This is a genomic window from Pseudomonas tremae (assembly GCF_001401155.1).
Classification (GTDB): domain Bacteria; phylum Pseudomonadota; class Gammaproteobacteria; order Pseudomonadales; family Pseudomonadaceae; genus Aquipseudomonas; species Aquipseudomonas tremae.
In genome coordinates, this window is the sequence record NZ_LJRO01000313.1 from 132,031 (window position 1) to 149,287 (window position 17,257).

A 17,257-nucleotide genomic window follows, 5' to 3' on the forward strand; every position below is an offset into this window, starting at 1 on the left:
GATGCTTTTCCAGCAGGTGCTGGAAGTTCATGATCGTGGTGTCTTCAGGTATCGGGGCGCTTAAAGTCAGGCGTGCAAACTGGCGCATGGGCGTGGTTTCGTAGAGCGCTTCTTCCATGGCCGGGTCGCTCAGGGAGAACCAGTTTTGCAGCAGATGAATGCGCAGCATGGTTTCCAGAGGATAAGGTTTTCTGCCACCGCCAGCCTTGGGGTAGAACGGCTCGATAAGGTCCAGCAGACCTGTCCAGGGCACGACCTGATCCATCTCGGCGAGGAAGCGTTCGCGGCGTGTCTGCTTGCGCTTGCCAGCATATTCGAAATCGGAAAAGCTCATCTGGCTAATGGGCAGCTCGGATCAGGTGGTCAGGCGTATTTCATCAGATTTGGGGACTTGTTCGGAGATTACCTTGGTCAAGGAGGAGGAATCACAGCCTTTCCACGTGACCAACGAGCCATCCATACGAGCAACACCATCATCCCTACCGGGCAAGCCATGACCGCCAACAATCCAATGTGAATGTCTGAATAATTTATGATGACACCCACCAACCAAGGGACAATACTACACCCCGCGTTGCCGATCGCTGTCAATACAGAGAACATTGTCGCCCCTCCCTGGGGGTAGGCATCAGCAGAAACAGCTAGCATCGTTGGCCAAAGGCAACTTCCCGAAAATCCTGCGGCAATAGCAGCAGCTATTGCAATTACAGAGCTAGGCGGAAAACTGATTAGTATGAAAAGAACAGCAGTAACCGCGCAACACCCCAGCATCAGAGGAACTGGTGGGACGTGCTCTTGCAAGACCGCAGCGACCATTCGGCCGAGTGCCATACCGACGGAAAATCCAGCCAGCGTAAAGCCACCAGCTTCTTTCGAGTACCCTAATCCTTGTTCGACGTAGGTAGGCAGCCATTGTGAAAGCCCTGTTTCGGTTGCCCCACCTAAAAAGATGGCGATCAGACAAACGATAAAAAAGGGTTGCCGGATAAGCCCCGGCATCGAGTCCCGTTGCGTGTCTTCATCTATTAAGGGCGGCAAGGTCAAACGCAGAAACAGCAAAAAAGTAAATAAAGGCGCAGCCATCATTACGAGTGAAACAATGCGCCACGAAATACCCCACCTCAGCGCGACACTGGCGATCAGCACTGCCCCCACAGCACCTACGCAGAAAAAAGCATGCAACCAGTTCATGGCTGCGCTACGCCGATCTGGCTGCAGGGCCGCCACGATGGGGCTCAGGATCATGTCCAGTACACCGGCGCCAAAACCCATAACCGCAACGGCGAACAACAGAAAGTAGTAGGAAGGAGAGCAGGCGACTACTCCCAAACCGGCCATGGTGATCAGCAGACCGATGAGAATGAAAGCTATGGCGCTGCCACGGTCCGCCAAAGGCCCCGTAACCAGAATTGCAACGATGAAACTGAGAAACATGACAGCGGGAATTCTGCCAAGTTGCTCAGCTGTAAGCCCTGATGCTCCACCGAACGTATCACTGAATGAAGTCAGGTATACCGGTAGGAAGTTAAGCGCCATGGCCAGACATGCCATGGCGGCGTAGCACGCATAAAGTGCGCGACTGTTTTGGCTGAATAGATTTTTCATTACTCACACGACTCTTTGAATTAGAAACGGGAGGAGGTATGCGCATCCCACAGACATTCTGTCCACTCTATTTCCGAAAAGTGTGCGGCAAATGACGAGTCACCGGGGCTACTCGCAAAGAACCCGAATTGAACCGTGGTATGTGCTTGAAACATATGAAACATCCGCATCATATTAAAGATTTTTCCGTCAGCGGAATGCTCGAGCAGAAAATCGTTGCCCCTGCGACTAAGTCGGTAGTACATAGTCTGCGTAACACGATCAAGATTGGTCATTGCCCAATCCGAAAACCCGTTATTCGTGACCACCGAAAAAAGCTGCTGATAGCCATTACTCTGATATTCGATCCCGCTTTTCATCCAGTTATTATCATCTATATAGATCAACATTCCACACTGATCAAAAAACATATTGGATTCAAACGCGACCTTAGATTTCAGCGTCCAGAAACGTTCCTCGCTGCGCATCACAATACCCGGAGCATTACTGTATTCAAGACCATAATAGGTACCCCGCCAAAAGTCAGTATCAGGTGACGTATGGATGACGAGTTCATTTTCGGTAATCGAGAAATTCTCAGGAGTGTTAATCCAGTTCAGCTCGGAAAAGTTGAGTTTTTTCATACTATTTTTCTGCAAACCATTGCTTGATGTCATAATGATTATTGGCGATCAGATCAGCAGCGCTCAGATCCTGCTGCAATGAGCTGGGATGACGCAAACCTATACAAAACATATGGGCGGCCTTCGCAGCGGTAACACCGTGATGGGAGTCTTCAATAACCAGACATGCACGAGGTGACACTCCAAGTCCCTTGGCCGCCGTAAGAAAAATCTCCGGATTCGGTTTACTCTCTTTAACATCAGTACCACAAATAACCTCTTTGAAAAATCGACGCAATTTCGTTTTCTTCAATATAAGCTCGACCAAATTACGTGGAGACGAAGAGGCTACGGCACAGGGCACTCCGGTATGCTCAAGTAAATTGAGAAGCGCCTCCACGCCAGGCATGGATTGAAACGATTCAAAACTGATTGAGCGCATTAATTGCTGTTGATGCTGTGCCATCAGGTGGTCGATGGATTCAGTGAGCGCGTACTCATTTTTAATCGTGCTCCACATGTAGTGCTGTGTAGTTCCCAAAAAACGTGACAGATCTTTTTCATTAAGGGTCACGCCGTAGCGCAAACAGGAACTCTTTTCCTGCTCCATATAAAGGGGCTCACTGTCAACCAGAACTCCATCCATATCAAAAATAACAGCCCCTATCGCCTGCATCAGTATGGGCTCCGATTGTTCGATTCGCGCTTGAAGTGCATGAGATTGTAATGGGGGCGTGCTTCTAAAGCATACAGCGTAAACGAATTGGCCATGTTGATATCCCGATACCCCACCCCGTCAACAAGCGTTGCAGTTGCCGCACCACCTATGATGATAGGCACCTGCATGAGTATAATTTCATCTACCAGATCGAGATTGAATACCTGCCAGTTCAGGTGGCCACCGCCCTCAACCATGATGTGGTTTATTCCGCGCGCCTCCAGCATAGGGAAAAGTCGTGTAAAGTCGACATGCTTTGCACCGACAAAGAGCACCTCCTTTCCACAAGCACGGATATGTTTGACCATTTCATGATCACGAGCCTGTTCGGTAGTTGCGATAATAGTTTTCTCTGGTGATTTGAAAATACTGGCGGAAGTAGGCAGATCTAAGGAGGTGGTGGGAATGATACGTATTGGGTTACGACCCGACTCATAGCGATTGGTCAATTGTGGATCATCAGTAACAATTGTATTGCGCCCTACCATGATTGCGTCGACTTCGCCGCGGAATTTATGGATAAAACGCATATCATCATCATCAAAGTTCTGAAACAACGGCTTGCTGGATGCGCCTTCGCCCATCGTCAACTTGCCATCAATTGATATCTGACTGAATACAGTAACTTTCATATTGATTCCTTTATTCCTTTATTCCTTTATTACTTTATTACTTTATTCCGCTCGTATCATACAGAGGAAATTGCGTATTAAAGATAAGCGAGATTTGGTGTGAATACGCTTTTTATATTGGGAGCGGAAGCATCGTTCAGAAGTGCATCGAAAACCTCCGAGTGATTTTCTAGTACGTAGCGATGCGTTACCAGCCGCCCTAGCTCAGGAAGTTTTTGCACAAGACGAATTGCTCTAGGAAAGTGCTGATTGTATTCTCCAGCAGAAATAATACTGATAGCGTTAACCAGGAAGTACTTTACAGGCAGCATGTAATGATAGTCACTATCAAATCCAAAAAGTACAATTCTCCCACCGCGACCGATGTAGCGTGAAGCTGTATCGATCTGATTACCGACAGTATCGATAACAACATCAAACTTTTCTTGGTGCTGCATCTGCAACTCAAGATCATCGGCATGTATAACATCAAGACTTTGTGAGCGGCCGAACTGTATGCGATGTGTGTTTCGATCAGTGGCGAGCGTGTCAACTCCCATTGAGCGCAGAACGATCTGCGCAATCAGACTCATAGGGCCAGACCCTAGGATCAACACACGCTCTCCCGCTCGAATGAACGCCTGGTCTATATTATTCAGAATGCAGGCAACAGGCTCAACCAACACACCAGCTGCCCAGCTCGTATCGTCTGGCAATTGATACACAAAACGCTCACGAGTAACGAAGCGCTCGGCAAAAGTTCCATGTTTGTTGACACCTGCGATATCCAACCCAGCGTTCACCCCCCCATTGCATAGGTGCGTTTTAGCAAGACGGCAAGGTTCGCAAACGCCACAGTATTCGTTGGGATCAACAACCACCCGCATCCCTTTTTGTAGGTGTACTACACCCTTACCTACATCGATAATAATGCCAACTGCTTCGTGCCCGCGTATAATGCCCACCTCTCCACCTTCACGGCCCGACAATACCGCCAGATCAGTTCCGCATATACCTGATAGCACGATATCGATTTCTACGCCGTCAGGAGCAAGCATGACAGGATCCTTGCAATCCACAAGTTCAAGCCTCTGGTTATCCATTAAGCCCAGTGCTTTCATAAGTTGATAATCACTCCATTTCTACCAGGAAAACATTAGCCATAAAGCGCTTGTGCTGCCAAACCTGCAGCAACGCTTAGCCTTAAGCAATGTTGGTGTCTGCCCAACTATCTCTGTCCCAAACCGACAAAATTCGCGCACGTGAGTGGATGTTTTTCCAGTTTTGGTTCCAAATTTTTCGCGCATCGCCTCCCTGCTGCCCAGTTCCCCATACAAACGGGTTGATTTTTCAGCCCCTCTCCTCACAGGCGCAATGAAGCAGGCTGAGGCAATCAAAGCCCCAAAGAGCCGAAATGGTCTGAAGCAAATGGCAAGGCGAAGGGTTTGAATGGAACGGGGAATAAGGGTAAGTGCCTTACCCGAAAAGGCCGGCGGGCCCGCCGGAAATGGATGCCGAAAGGGCTAGAAAGGCAGCTTTGCACGAATTGAATTTTACAAAAAACCATCCTAAACAAGCACTTGGACACTACATTTTCTTCGGCAAGCATGGCAACATCGGTTCGCTGACACTGTTTGGATCCCAACCATTCAGGTGGCGGCTGATGTACTTAACCTTTCCAGGATGGATATGGGTTTCGACTTGTCACGCTGAGCCCTATAGAGCAAAAGGCCCACCATGACTTCATCATGGGTGCCTCAATGCTTAGTTTCTTTCAGCGAAGAAAAACATCGCCAACCACGCTCTCCAATGCTGCTGCAGGGTTTATAAAACCCGAGTCTTCCGACGCGTTACTGTCTACTCCCCGACGGCGTCAGCTCATTGAAAACATTTGGCAGAGAACGTCCCTGCCCCGCGCGCAGTTCGATACGCTATACGTGCAGGCATTCAAGAGCTACGCAGCCTTGGTGCAGCATCTCCCTGCCTCGGAGAATCATCACCATGCCTATCATGGTGGCATGCTGGATCACGGTCTTGAAATCGTCGCCTACGCACTGAAGATTCGGCAAATGTATCTGCTGCCAATCGGAGCTCCGCCCGAGTCACAGGCTGCCCAGTCCGAAGCGTGGTCTGCAGCATCGGCTTATGGTGCGCTCGTCCATGACCTGGGCAAGATTGCGGTAGACGTCAAGGTTGAACTGGCAGACGGCACGACCTGGCATCCATGGCATGGGCCACTGGATCAGCCATACCGATTAAAGTACGTGAAAGGTCGGGACTACCGGTTGCATGGAGCTGCTTCGTCGCTGATCTACGCGAATGTCATTCCGGCGAAGGCCCTGGACTGGCTCAGCGGGTTTCCCGAGCTCTGGACCCAACTGGTGTTCGCGTTCGCAGGGCAATATGAGCATGCCGACATCCTGGGAGAAATTGTCTCACAGGCGGATCAGGCATCGGTGGCGCAAGAACTCGGCGGCAATCCGGGTCGGGCAATGTCAGCGCCTAAACAATCCATTCAGCGACAGCTGGCCGAAGGCTTGAGGATGCTCATCTCTGAGAAATTCAAGCTGAACCAGCCCGATGGTCCTTCAGACGGCTGGCTGACGCAGGACGGCTTGTGGCTTGTCAGCAAGCCTGCGGTAGACCAGCTCAGGGCTCATCTGCTGTCACAGGGCATTGAGCACATTCCGACGTCCAATGCCCCCATGTTCAATCTGCTCCAGGATCAGGCAATCATTCAGCCTAATGGAGAGGGAAAAGCCATTTGGAAGGCCAGCATCGACAATGGTCGAGGCTGGAAGAACACGCTCACGGTACTGAAAATCGCGCCGGCATTGATCTGGCCGAACGCTACCGAAAGACCAGAGGCGTATACCGGCACCCTTACGGTGGAAGCCGCAGGACCGGTGGAAGAAGTCGAGCAAGCGCTTGTGGGAGCCGCCGAACCACTAACGGTAGATAACAACAAGAAGATACCTGCCGCGGTCAATCAGACGGCGCAGCAATCCTCGCAGAAACAAGCACCGGCACCAGTAAAAGATTTTGATGCGCTGGATGAGCTGCTCGATCTATTTCCCGATCCAGTACCAACTGCACCAGTGCAAAGTAGCCCGGAGAGCACTGACGACGACCAGATCCCCTTTTCTCTTCCAACCAAACCACCTGCACGGCTTAGTCAGCCCAAGCAGGCTGAGGCTGACATCCCCGTTTTTGAGACAACTCCAGCAACAGACACTGCCAAGAACTCGACTGACTCGGCCCCGAATCATGGCACCAACTTCCTCACCTGGCTGAAGGGCGGTGTGATCTCTCACCGGATCATCATCAATGACGCCAAAGCGCGTGTACATACCGTGGACAGCACGGCGTTTCTGGTCAGTCCGGATATCTTCAAACGTTACGCGCTTGAGCATCCGGCGATTGAGCACGAGGCGAAAGAGCGCGATCTCGAAGCCTGGCAATTGGTCCAGCGATCTTTTGAGAAGCTGAAAAAACATCGGAAGACGCCCGCAGGCCTGAACATCTGGACATGCCTGGTCAAAGGACCGCGCAAAAGCAAGCAACTGCGGGGCTATCTGCTCCTAGAGCCCACCGACGTCTTCAGTGAAGTGCCCTACGATAACCCTGTGGTCAGCTTGGCGGACTTGGCAGATAAGGAAGCATCTGAATGAACACGATGACACTGCCTGAACTGACCCAGGAATACATCCTCACTCATGACCTGAGACCCGACACCGTCAAGATCTACTGGGCTGCCACAAAGTCCTATGTCAGATTCTTCGGTAACCGTCTGGCAAGCGAGACGACGCACCGGGACATGCTCGACTGGCGCAGATCCGAACTGGAGAGAGTTTCCAAGCGGAGCTGGAATACGTACTCCAGTCACCTGCGAACGGTATACCGGTATGCAATGGAACACGGTCTCGTCGAACTCAAGGTGAATCCTCTGAAAGAAACGCGCGTGATTCCAACAAAACGTCCGAAGAAAACCATCAACACAGACGCCATTGTGCGCGCAAGAAACTGGCTAAACATTTTGGTCCAGGAGGAGCGTGCAACCGGGAACAGAACAGAGATCACCCCCGCATGGTTCTGGCTCGCAGTATTTGAAATGTTCTACTACACGGGCATCAGGCTCAATGCACTGATCTGCTTGAGGTATGCCGATATAGATTTGGGACAACGCCTGATCAGAGTCAGGGGAGAGACAGAAAAAACCCATAGAGAATTCATGATCCCCATTCCAGACGGACTGATGCCTCATCTGAAATTGCTCATGGAAATCGCGCACAAAGTTGGCTTCGCACCCACGGATCAGATTTTCAATGTTAACAGGTTTTCCGGCCATTACAGTCGGTCACAGATGAACTCTGACCAGGTGGAAGCCATGTACAAAAGCTCACCGCTATGACGGGCGTTCGAATGACCCCTCATCGCTTCAGACATACCATCGCCAGTGAAATGATGCGACAACCGGAGCGCAATATTCACATTACAAAAAACCTGCTCAACCACTCCAATATCGCGACCACTATGGAATATATCGAGCCAGATTACGATGTGATGCGTGAGGTCATGAATGAGCGCGGCAAGAGACCGGCAAAAATTAATTATCTGCCCAAGTCAGATGCCGCCAACCGAGAGAGTGCGCGTACAGGTAAAAAAGCTCCCGCAAAACATCTGACCCAACGCTCAGTCATCAGCAGCCCTGCCGTCAAATCAGGTAGCCTCTCCCAACCTACACCCCCTGCTGCCCCAGCAGCCAATGCCCACTCACCATTGAAAGCTGATGAGATACACCGCGCGGGTATGCAGGTAAAAAACACCGAGTCCAATCTTTCAGAAAAATATGGAACTGACCCAGAGGAGCGAGCAAATCCTTTTGACGACTCCACTGAGACGCCCATGAGGCAGGCTCTGCCTCATGATCTGTTCAGCCCGGAAGACCTCGCACGACAGCTTGAAGCGTTTTCGCAGTGGGTAAGAGAAGCCGCTAGCGGCAGAATAGTCGTATGTCCTACAACCACTGACAGCCGATTACCGGCAGGCCCAAACGAGCAAATGGGCAACCCACTGTTGTCAGGCTTTGACGCAAGCGTCTGGAACAACCGCACCGGCTAAAGTAGGGTGCTAAGACAATTGCTAACTGCCATCAGTAATGGTCATACCCGCCTATTGTCTGTGCCAAGAGCCGGCGTCAGGAAGACGGTACGAGGGCAGATAAGCGATGAACGCTGATTCGCACCCGAAAAAAAACGCCCTGTTCACAAGCTTTCGCCTGGAACAGAGCGCTGCAATTTGACATCACCGCGTGTCGGAGTTATGTTTCCCGACAGACGGCTGCTTGCCTGGATAAATCGTTTCACATGCAATGCTCGCCCTCAATAAGCAGACGACACACCGTAATTGAAGATTTGAAGCACACAACAGTGTTTGGTCGGGGTAAGGGGATTCGAACTCCTGACATCCTGCTCCCAAAGCAGGCGCGCTACCGGACTGCGCTATACCCCGGTAAATCAAGGCACCTCAACCAGCTGCCTGCGACCTGATACGAGTGGCATCAGATCTTTAAGATTCGGCTCCAAGGTAAACCTTGGAACCAAAAATGGTGGGTCGTGTGGGATTCGAACCTACGACCAATTGGTTAAAAGCCAACTGCTCTACCAACTGAGCTAACGACCCAAATATGGTCGGGGTAAGGGGATTCGAACTCCTGACATCCTGCTCCCAAAGCAGGCGCGCTACCGGACTGCGCTATACCCCGACTGAAACTGTATTGAACCTTGCGAAATCTGGCTCCACGACCTGGACTCGAACCAGGGACCCAGTGATTAACAGTCACTTGCTCTACCAACTGAGCTATCGCGGAACTATCGATTTCAGATTCAACTTTACCACCTGTAGCCTTGAAACCAGCATGCTGTTAACTCGTTGATTTCAATCTCATCGACCTTTGCGCTTCGTTTGTATCGTTGCGTTCACGTCTCTGAGGCGCGCTATTCTACAATTTTAAAAACACCTGTCAACCCTATAAATTGCTTTTTAAGACAATGATTTGCGATTTTTTTCCAGATCGTCTTGCCGACCCGATTTTACGGTTGGCTGCCCCGACCTGAAAAGGGCCCTCATGCCGAGAGCCCTTCTCTAGAGACGCCGACGGGCGAATCAGCTGAACACAATCTCGTCGTCGACCACCTTGCCGGTGATGCTGGTACCGGCCTCGAAGCCGCCCGACAGGATCAGCTGCGCCAGCGGGTTTTCGATCCAGCGCTGGATGGCGCGCTTCAGCGGGCGTGCGCCATAGACCGGGTCGTAGCCGACGGCAATCAGCTTGTCGAGCGCCTCGGGGCTCAGCACCATTGTCAGTTCGCGCTCGGCCAGGCGCTTGCGCAGGCGGCCAAGCTGGATATCGGTAATACCGGCAATCTGATCACGCGCCAGAGGCTCGAAGATCACCACTTCGTCGATCCGGTTGACGAACTCCGGACGGAAGTGGGTGCTGACGGCATCCATCACCGCCGCGCGTTGCGCCTCGCGGTCGCCCACCAGCTCCTGGATCTGCGCCGAGCCCAGGTTGGAGGTCATGACGATCACGGTATTGCGGAAATCCACTGTGCGCCCGTGGCTGTCGGTCAGGCGCCCGTCCTCCAACACTTGCAGCAGGATATTGAACACATCCGGGTGCGCCTTCTCGACCTCATCGAGCAGAATCACCGAATACGGTTTGCGGCGCACGGCTTCGGTCAGGTAACCGCCCTCTTCATAGCCGACATAGCCTGGCGGTGCACCGATCAGGCGAGCCACGGAATGTTTCTCCATGAACTCGGACATGTCGATGCGCACCATGGCCTCTTCGGTGTCGAACAGGAATTCGGCCAGCGCCTTGCACAGTTCGGTCTTACCCACACCGGTCGGGCCGAGGAACATGAACGAACCGCTTGGGCGATTAGGGTCAGACAACCCGGCACGCGAACGGCGCACAGCGTTGGCAACGGCGACCACAGCTTCGTCCTGGCCTATAACCCGGTTGTGCAGCAGGGTTTCCATGCGCAACAGTTTGTCGCGCTCGCCTTCAAGCATCTTGGACACGGGAATGCCAGTCCACTTGGAGACGACTTCAGCAATCTCTTCCTCGGTCACCTTGCTGCGCAACAACTGGTTTTCGGGCTTGCCGTGCTGATCAACCATTTGCAGGCTGCGTTCCAGGTCCGGAATGATGCCGTACTGCAGCTCGGCCATACGATTCAGGTCACCACGACGACGCGCGGCTTCCAGTTCCTGACGCGACTGCTCGATTTTCTGCTGGATCTGCGCAGAGCCGGTAACTTCGGCTTTCTCGGACGTCCAGATCTCTTCGAGGTCGGCGTATTCCAGTTCAAGCCGCTCGATTTCGCCCTGAAGTTTTTCCAGACGCTTGATTGCCGCCTCGTCCTTTTCCTTCTTGAGCGCCTGAGCTTCAACCTTGAGCTGAATCAGACGACGCTCCAGACGGTCGAGCACCTCAGGCTTGGAGTCGATCTCCATGCGAATGCGGCTGGCTGCTTCATCGATCAGGTCGATGGCTTTGTCCGGCAACTGGCGATCAGTGATATAGCGATGGCTCAGTTTGGCCGCCGCAATGATCGCGCCGTCGGTAATCGCAACCTTGTGGTGTACTTCATAGCGCTCTTTCAGGCCACGCAGGATAGCAATGGTGTCCTCTTCACTCGGCTCGTCCACCAGCACTTTCTGGAAACGGCGTTCGAGGGCGGCGTCCTTCTCTATATATTGACGGTACTCGTTGAGCGTAGTGGCGCCGACACAGTGCAGCTCACCGCGCGCCAGCGCAGGCTTGAGCATGTTGCCAGCGTCCATCGAGCCTTCGCCTTTACCGGCGCCGACCATGGTGTGCAGCTCATCGATGAAGAGGATGATCTGGCCTTCCTGCTTGGACAACTCGTTGAGCAGCGACTTCAGGCGCTCTTCGAACTCGCCACGGTACTTGGCACCGGCGATCAGCGAGCCCATGTCCAGCGACAGCAGACGCTTGCCACGCAGGCCATCCGGCACTTCGCCGTTGATGATGCGTTGCGCCAGACCTTCGGCGATGGCGGTCTTACCCACGCCAGGCTCGCCGATCAGTACCGGGTTGTTCTTGGTGCGGCGTTGCAGGACCTGAATGGTGCGACGAATTTCGTCATCACGACCGATCACCGGGTCGAGCTTGCCTTCTTCGGCGCGCTTGGTCAGGTCGACGGTGTATTTGTCCAGCGCCTGACGTGACTCTTCGACGTTCGGGTCATTCACCGCGCCCTCGCCGCGCAGGTTGTTGATGGCATTTTCCAGCGCTTTCTTGCTCACGCCCTGCCCCAGCAACAATTTGCCGAGTTTGCTGTTCTCGTCCATTGCCGCGAGCAGCACCAGCTCGCTGGAAATGAACTGATCGCCTTTCTGCTGCGCCAGACGGTCAGCCTGGTTGAGCAGCCGCGCGAGGTCCTGCGACATGTTGACGTCGCCGGTCGGGTTCTGGATTTTTGGTAGTCGGTCCAGTTCTGCGCTGAGTTCCTTGCGCAGGCTGTTGATATCAAAGCCGACTTGCAGCAGCAGAGGCTTGATGGAACCGCCCTGCTGTTCCAACAGTGCCTGCATCAGATGCGCAGGCTCGATGGCTGGATGGTCGAGGCCGACGGCCAGAGACTGGGAATCCGATAACGCTAACTGTAATTTACTGGTCAATCTGTCGATACGCATTAGTCACCTTCCTTTTAATGCAGGCCGGAGCAATGAACACACCTATGAAGAAAACCTGCTTGATAGCCCGTTAGATGCGGCCGATTCTGCGTGTTTCAAGCTGGTGCGGGTTGATGCAGATCAGACGAATGATCAGGCAAGCCTAGCTGGTCCGCGTAAAACAGCCTGTAATCAGGCGTTATCGATCCAGATTAGCGAAGCGAAGCGGCCTGTGCGGGCAGCGCGGCGGTAGGAAAAGAAACGTGGATCGGTGAACGTATCCAGCCCGCCGCCATAAACAGCGGAGATGCCGTGGGCCGCCAATCGCAGCCGGGCGAGCGTATAGATGTCGGCCATGAAACGATCCAGATTAGGACTGGCGACAAATGCATCGGCGGTCTGCGGGTGACTGCCGATAAAGGCTTCACGCACTTCAGGGCCTACTTCGAACGAAGGCTGACCGATGGCGGGACCCAGCCAGACCAGAATGTCTTGCGGATCGCTTTGCAGGCTATCCGCCGTCGCTTCCAGCACACCCGCTGCCAGACCGCGCCAGCCCGCATGCGCCGCCGCGACACGCGTACCGTCGCGGCGACAGAACAGGGCTGGCAAGCAATCGGCAGTCATTATGGTGCAGGCCAAACCGGGGCTGCTGGTCCAGCTGGCATCGGCTTCGTCAACACGGGAGGGATCGGCATGGACGACATTCACGCCATGCACCTGACGCAACCAGGCGGGTCGAACATTCAGATGAGTGGTCAGGCGCAGGCGATTATCCGCCACGGCCGCTGGGTTGTCATCGACATGATCGCCCAGGTTGAAGCTGTCGAACGGAGCCAGGCTGGCCCCGCCCGAGCGGGTGGTGACGCACGACTTGATCTGCGCTGGCACAGGCCAGTCAGGTATCAGCCAGTCATTCACCCGATGAAGGCCTCGCGATCCTGCTTGAGCAGCGACAGCAACCAGACGAAATCATCCGGCAACGGCGATTCCCAGCTCATGCGCTTGCCGGTTATTGGATGGTCCAGCTCCAGAAAACGCGCATGCAACGCCTGACGCGGGAAGGTCTTGAGTGAATCGACCATCGTCAGGCTGGCCGCCGGGGGAATACGGAAACGGCCGCCGTAGGCTGGGTCTCCGACCAACGGGTAGTTGATGTGCGCCATGTGGACGCGGATCTGGTGCGTGCGGCCGGTTTCAAGCTTGACCCGCACGTGCGTGTGCGAACGGAAACGCTCCAGCACGCGGTAATGACTGACCGCCTGCTTGCCACCTTCCATCACTGCCATACGCTGGCGCTGCTGGCCATGACGACCGATTGGTGCATCGATCTTGCCACCCGCGGTGACCACGCCGATCACGATGCACTCGTAGATACGGCTGACACTGCGGCTCTGCAATTGAGTGACCAGTTGTGTCTGCGCCTGAATGGTCTTGGCGACCACCATCAAGCCGGTGGTGTCCTTGTCCAGTCGATGCACGATACCGGCGCGCGGGACATTGATGATGTCCGGCACGTGGTGCAGCAAGGCGTTGAGCAGCGTGCCGTCGGCGTGACCGGCAGCCGGATGCACCACAAGGCCCGCAGGCTTGTTGATGACGAGGATCTGGTCGTCTTCATAGATAATGTCGAGCTCGATGTCCTGAGCGACCCATTCACCCTGGGCCTCCTGCTCGGCAATCAGCTCGAGAACAGCGCCACCATGCACGATGTCACGAGGGCGCAGAACGCCTCCGTCCACAGTCAGGCGGCCGTCCTTGATCCAGGCGGAAAGGCGCGAGCGCGAGTGCTCAGCGAATAATTGTGCGGCGACTTGATCGAGGCGTTGACCGCCCAATTCGGACGGCACCTCTGCGCGAAGTTCTATATTTTCGGACATGACCAGACTAGGTGGCGGCTAGCCTTTGGTTTCGGCAGCGCGCTTGTGGTTAAATACGGCGTCTTTTGTCCCGCCGGTATCGCGGGGCGCTCATCATAACAGGACGGCCCCGCCCAAGACAGCAGGCCGTTATAGGGACGCAAGCCGCCATGCAAGTGAAACACCTGCTGCTGATCGCCATCCTCGCATTGACTGCGGCCTGTTCGTCGAAGGAAGTCATCGACGAAAACCTCAGCGAAGTCGAGCTGTACCAGCAGGCGCAGGCCGACCTGGGAAACAATAGCTATAACAGTGCCACGGAGAAGCTCAAGGCGCTGGAATCCCGCTATCCGTTCGGTCGCTACGCTGATCAGGCCCAGCTCGAGCTCATTTACTCGAACTACAAAAACGGTGAACCCGAAGCAGCCAAATCCGCTGCCGAGCGTTTTATCCGCCTGCATCCGCAGCACCCGAACGTTGACTACGCGTACTACATGAAGGGCCTGACCTCCTTCGACCAGGACGTGGGCCTGTTGGCGCGCTTCCTGCCGCTGGACCAGACCAAGCGTGACCCGGGTGCTGCACGCGACTCGTTCAACGAGTTCGCCCAGCTCACCAGCCGCTTTCCGAACAGTCGCTACGCGCCCGATGCCAAGCAACGCATGATCTACCTGCGCAACCTGCTGGCGTCCTACGAAATTCACGTAGCCGACTATTACCTGACTCGTCAGGCCTATGTCGCTGCCGCCAACCGCGGTCGCTATGTGGTGGAAAACTTCCAGGAAACGCCTTCGGTCGGCGACGGCCTGGCAGTGATGGTCGAGTCCTATCAGCGTCTGCATCTGGACGACCTGGCCGCCACCAGCCTTGAAGTCCTGAAGACCAACTACCCGAACCACCCGCAACTGGCTGACGGCAAGTTCACTCCGCGTGAGGCCGAGGCCGATAACCGCTCGTGGCTGTCGAAAGCGACGCTGGGCCTGATTGACGGTAGCGCGCCGCTGCCACCGGGCCAGACTCGTGCCGACCAGGACATGAAAAAGCAGTACCAGGATGCCAAGGACTCGATCCCGAAAGAGTTGCTGCCTGAAAATCAGGCAGAACTGGACGAGCAGGCTGAAAAGGAAGCCGAAGAAAACGGCACCAAGAGCCGCTCCTGGCTCAGCTACATGACCCTGGGTCTGTTCGACTGATCCTTGTCGGACATGACGCACCTGAAAAGAGGCTTTCGAGCCTCTTTTTTTATGCATCACATTTATCCACGACAGCCACTGTGCGCCCGCCTGCAGCTTGGCTACACTGCGCCATCGTCAATCACTAAGCGGGTAATCATGATTCGCCTATTAATGTGGGTCGCGTTGATCGCCGCGGTGATCTGGTTCGTCAAGCGCCTGATCAATCCCCCCAAACCAAAGACCCGCCCGGCGTCACCTGAAATCGACGCAGCGCCGATGGTCCGCTGCGCCCACTGCGGCGTTCACTCCCCACGAGACCGCGCGTTGAGTCAGGGGCAGCAATGGTATTGCAGCGAGGCACACCGGCTGCAAGGCCCTGCGGCACGTGACCGCTGATACGCCTTACCTTGCCAGCCCACAGGCGCAACGGATTCTGCGGCTGTATCACCTTTATCGACTGACCATCGGCGTCGTCCTGGTGTTGCTCATTTCCACAAGCATGGAGACCGAGCTTCTACAGTTGGCCAACCCGAACCTGTTCCGGGCAGGTTGCTGGCTGTATCTGGTGTTCAACATTCTGGTCGTGGTGCTACTGGAACGCCCTACGCGCCAGGCTCAGCTGTTCAGCCTGGCCATGACCGACGCAATCATGCTCTCAGGCCTGTTCTATGCGGCGGGCGGCCCTTCCAGTGGTATCGGCAATCTGCTGATTGCTTCGGTGGCCATCAGCAACGTGCTGTTGCGCGGTCGCATCGGTCTGCTGATCGCTGCCATATCGGCCATCGGCATCATTTACCTGACGTTCTATATCAGCTTCGGCACACCCTCGGTTTCCAATGATTACGTGCAAGCGGGGTCCTTGGGCGCTTTGTGCTTTGCTGCTGCGTTGCTGGTGCAGGCGCTGACGGCACGCATGCAGGTCAGCGAGGGGCTGGCCGAACAACGGGCCGCAGATGTCGACAGCCTTGAAGAACTCAACGCGCTCATCCTGCAACGCATGCGCACCGGCATTCTGGTGCTGGACGCCCGCCGCCAGGTGCTGCTGGCCAATCAGGGCGCGCTGACCCTGCTGGGCCACGAGCGGCTGGTCGGTCAGGTCATCGACGCTTATTCGCCGCAGCTGGTGGATCGCCTTCGGCAGTGGCTGATCAATCCGATCATGGTGCCACGCAGTATCAGCGTCTCGGCGATCGGCCCGGAGCTGCAGCCGAGTTTTGCCGCACTCAATCGTGGCGATCAGCGCCAGACGCTGATCTTTCTCGAAGACCTGTCGCAGATTGCTCACCAGGCACAGCAGCTCAAACTGGCAGCGCTGGGCCGTCTGACTGCCGGGATTGCCCATGAAATCCGCAACCCCTTGGGGGCTGTCAGCCATGCGGCGCAGTTGCTCAACGAATCGGAAGAGCTCAGCACGCCGGATCGCCGCCTGGCGCAGATCATTCACGACCAGTCGCAGCGCATTGACCGGGTGATTGAAAACGTACTGCAACTGTCCCGACGACGCGAGGCGAAACCGGACCTGCTGGACCTCAGCGTCTGGCTTGAAAGATTTGTCAGCGACCTTCGCGCCTCTGTCCCGCCCGATCAGACTATCCACGTGGAAACAGGTCCCGGCGTGCTGACCACCCGCATGGACGCGGAGCAATTGACTCAGGTCATGACTAACCTGGTGCAGAACGGCCTACGCTACAGCCGCCAAAATCATGCGTACGCGCAGGTCTGGCTGAGGCTGCACCATGATCCGAAAAGCGCCCTGCCCGTTCTGGAAGTGCTGGATGATGGTCCGGGCGTCAGTGAGCAGCACCTGAGCAAGATTTTCGAACCGTTTTTCACGACTGAAAGCAAAGGCACCGGCCTGGGTCTATACCTTTCCCGAGAGTTATGCGAAAGCAATCGGGCGCATTTGGAATACGTCTCCCGACAAAGCGGTGGCAGTTGTTTGCGCATCACCTTCGCCCACCCGTTCAAAACGAGTTGA

Annotated in this window: 13 protein-coding genes, 4 tRNA genes and 1 pseudogene; 5 read left to right on the plus strand and 13 right to left on the minus strand. The window is 54.8% G+C overall.

The window, feature by feature from the left end; translation table 11 throughout:
• The 6 genes from ALO43_RS31560 to ALO43_RS18350 all read right to left on the minus strand — a co-directional run.
• On the minus strand, positions 1 to 343 hold a 343-nt coding region (locus tag ALO43_RS31560; protein ID WP_412778922.1), incomplete at its 3' end, for a transposase.
• 68 nt (positions 344 to 411) lie between these two features.
• Complete coding sequence (locus ALO43_RS18330; RefSeq protein ID WP_054997886.1) at positions 412 to 1,605, minus strand: MFS transporter; 1,194 nt, start codon at positions 1,603 to 1,605, stop codon at positions 412 to 414.
• Positions 1,606 to 1,625: 20 nt separating this feature from the next.
• Positions 1,626 to 2,228 (minus strand): DUF1349 domain-containing protein, encoded by a 603-nt coding sequence (locus ALO43_RS18335; RefSeq protein WP_054997887.1) that lies wholly within the window; start codon positions 2,226 to 2,228, stop codon positions 1,626 to 1,628.
• Between the two features lies 1 nt (position 2,229).
• Entirely contained in the window at positions 2,230 to 2,883 is a 654-nt protein-coding gene (locus tag ALO43_RS18340) for an HAD family hydrolase (protein WP_054997888.1), read from the minus strand.
• Positions 2,883 to 3,557 (minus strand): RibD family protein, encoded by a 675-nt coding sequence (locus tag ALO43_RS18345; protein WP_054997889.1) that lies wholly within the window; start codon positions 3,555 to 3,557, stop codon positions 2,883 to 2,885. Before ALO43_RS18345 ends, ALO43_RS18340 begins: the two co-directional genes overlap by 1 nt.
• Before the next feature lie 77 nt (positions 3,558 to 3,634).
• Positions 3,635 to 4,657, minus strand: coding sequence for a zinc-dependent alcohol dehydrogenase (locus ALO43_RS18350; protein WP_054997890.1), 1,023 nt, complete (start codon positions 4,655 to 4,657; stop codon positions 3,635 to 3,637).
• Between the two features lie 627 nt (positions 4,658 to 5,284).
• Between ALO43_RS18350 and mobH the strand changes: the two genes are divergently transcribed.
• The gene (mobH, locus tag ALO43_RS18355) at positions 5,285 to 7,207 is read left to right on the plus strand and encodes a MobH family relaxase (RefSeq protein WP_083492201.1); all 1,923 of its coding nucleotides are present in this window, start codon (positions 5,285 to 5,287) and stop codon (positions 7,205 to 7,207) included.
• A pseudogene (locus tag ALO43_RS18360) lies at positions 7,204 to 8,657 on the plus strand (site-specific integrase). The gene mobH and the pseudogene ALO43_RS18360 overlap by 4 nt, the downstream one beginning before the upstream one ends.
• Positions 8,658 to 8,970: 313 nt before the next feature.
• On the opposite strand, the gene ALO43_RS18365 reads toward ALO43_RS18360, so the two are convergent.
• The 7 genes from ALO43_RS18365 to rluD all read right to left on the minus strand — a co-directional run bounded on the left by ALO43_RS18365 (position 8,971) and on the right by rluD (position 14,125).
• Positions 8,971 to 9,047: transfer RNA gene (locus ALO43_RS18365), tRNA-Pro, on the minus strand.
• Between the two features lie 95 nt (positions 9,048 to 9,142).
• Positions 9,143 to 9,218, minus strand: a tRNA-Lys gene (locus tag ALO43_RS18370).
• Positions 9,219 to 9,223: 5 nt separating this feature from the next.
• Positions 9,224 to 9,300, minus strand: a tRNA-Pro gene (locus ALO43_RS18375).
• Positions 9,301 to 9,329: 29 nt separating this feature from the next.
• Positions 9,330 to 9,405 (minus strand) — tRNA-Asn (locus ALO43_RS18380).
• A gap of 296 nt (positions 9,406 to 9,701) precedes the next feature.
• Positions 9,702 to 12,266 carry an ATP-dependent chaperone ClpB gene (clpB, locus tag ALO43_RS18385; protein WP_054997892.1) on the minus strand — a complete coding sequence of 855 codons (2,565 nt, stop codon included), beginning with the start codon at positions 12,264 to 12,266 and terminating at the stop codon, positions 9,702 to 9,704.
• A gap of 171 nt (positions 12,267 to 12,437) precedes the next feature.
• Positions 12,438 to 13,166, minus strand: coding sequence for a peptidoglycan editing factor PgeF (gene pgeF, locus ALO43_RS18390; protein WP_024690548.1), 729 nt, complete (start codon positions 13,164 to 13,166; stop codon positions 12,438 to 12,440).
• Positions 13,163 to 14,125: a 23S rRNA pseudouridine(1911/1915/1917) synthase RluD gene (gene rluD, locus ALO43_RS18395; protein WP_005895286.1), complete on the minus strand. Its 963-nt coding sequence runs from the start codon at positions 14,123 to 14,125 to the stop codon at positions 13,163 to 13,165. Before rluD ends, pgeF begins: the two co-directional genes overlap by 4 nt.
• A gap of 149 nt (positions 14,126 to 14,274) precedes the next feature.
• Here rluD and ALO43_RS18400 point away from each other — a divergent pair, with 149 nt between their 5' ends.
• The 3 genes from ALO43_RS18400 (at position 14,275) to ALO43_RS18410 (ending at position 17,257) form a co-directional block, all read left to right on the plus strand.
• Complete coding sequence (locus tag ALO43_RS18400; protein ID WP_005895284.1) at positions 14,275 to 15,297, plus strand: outer membrane protein assembly factor BamD; 1,023 nt, start codon at positions 14,275 to 14,277, stop codon at positions 15,295 to 15,297.
• 138 nt (positions 15,298 to 15,435) lie between these two features.
• A complete protein-coding gene (locus ALO43_RS18405; protein ID WP_054997897.1) occupies positions 15,436 to 15,675 on the plus strand; it encodes a PP0621 family protein in 240 nt (79 codons plus the stop codon).
• Positions 15,665 to 17,257, plus strand: coding sequence for a two-component system sensor histidine kinase NtrB (locus ALO43_RS18410; RefSeq protein WP_024669785.1), 1,593 nt, complete (start codon positions 15,665 to 15,667; stop codon positions 17,255 to 17,257). Before ALO43_RS18405 ends, ALO43_RS18410 begins: the two co-directional genes overlap by 11 nt.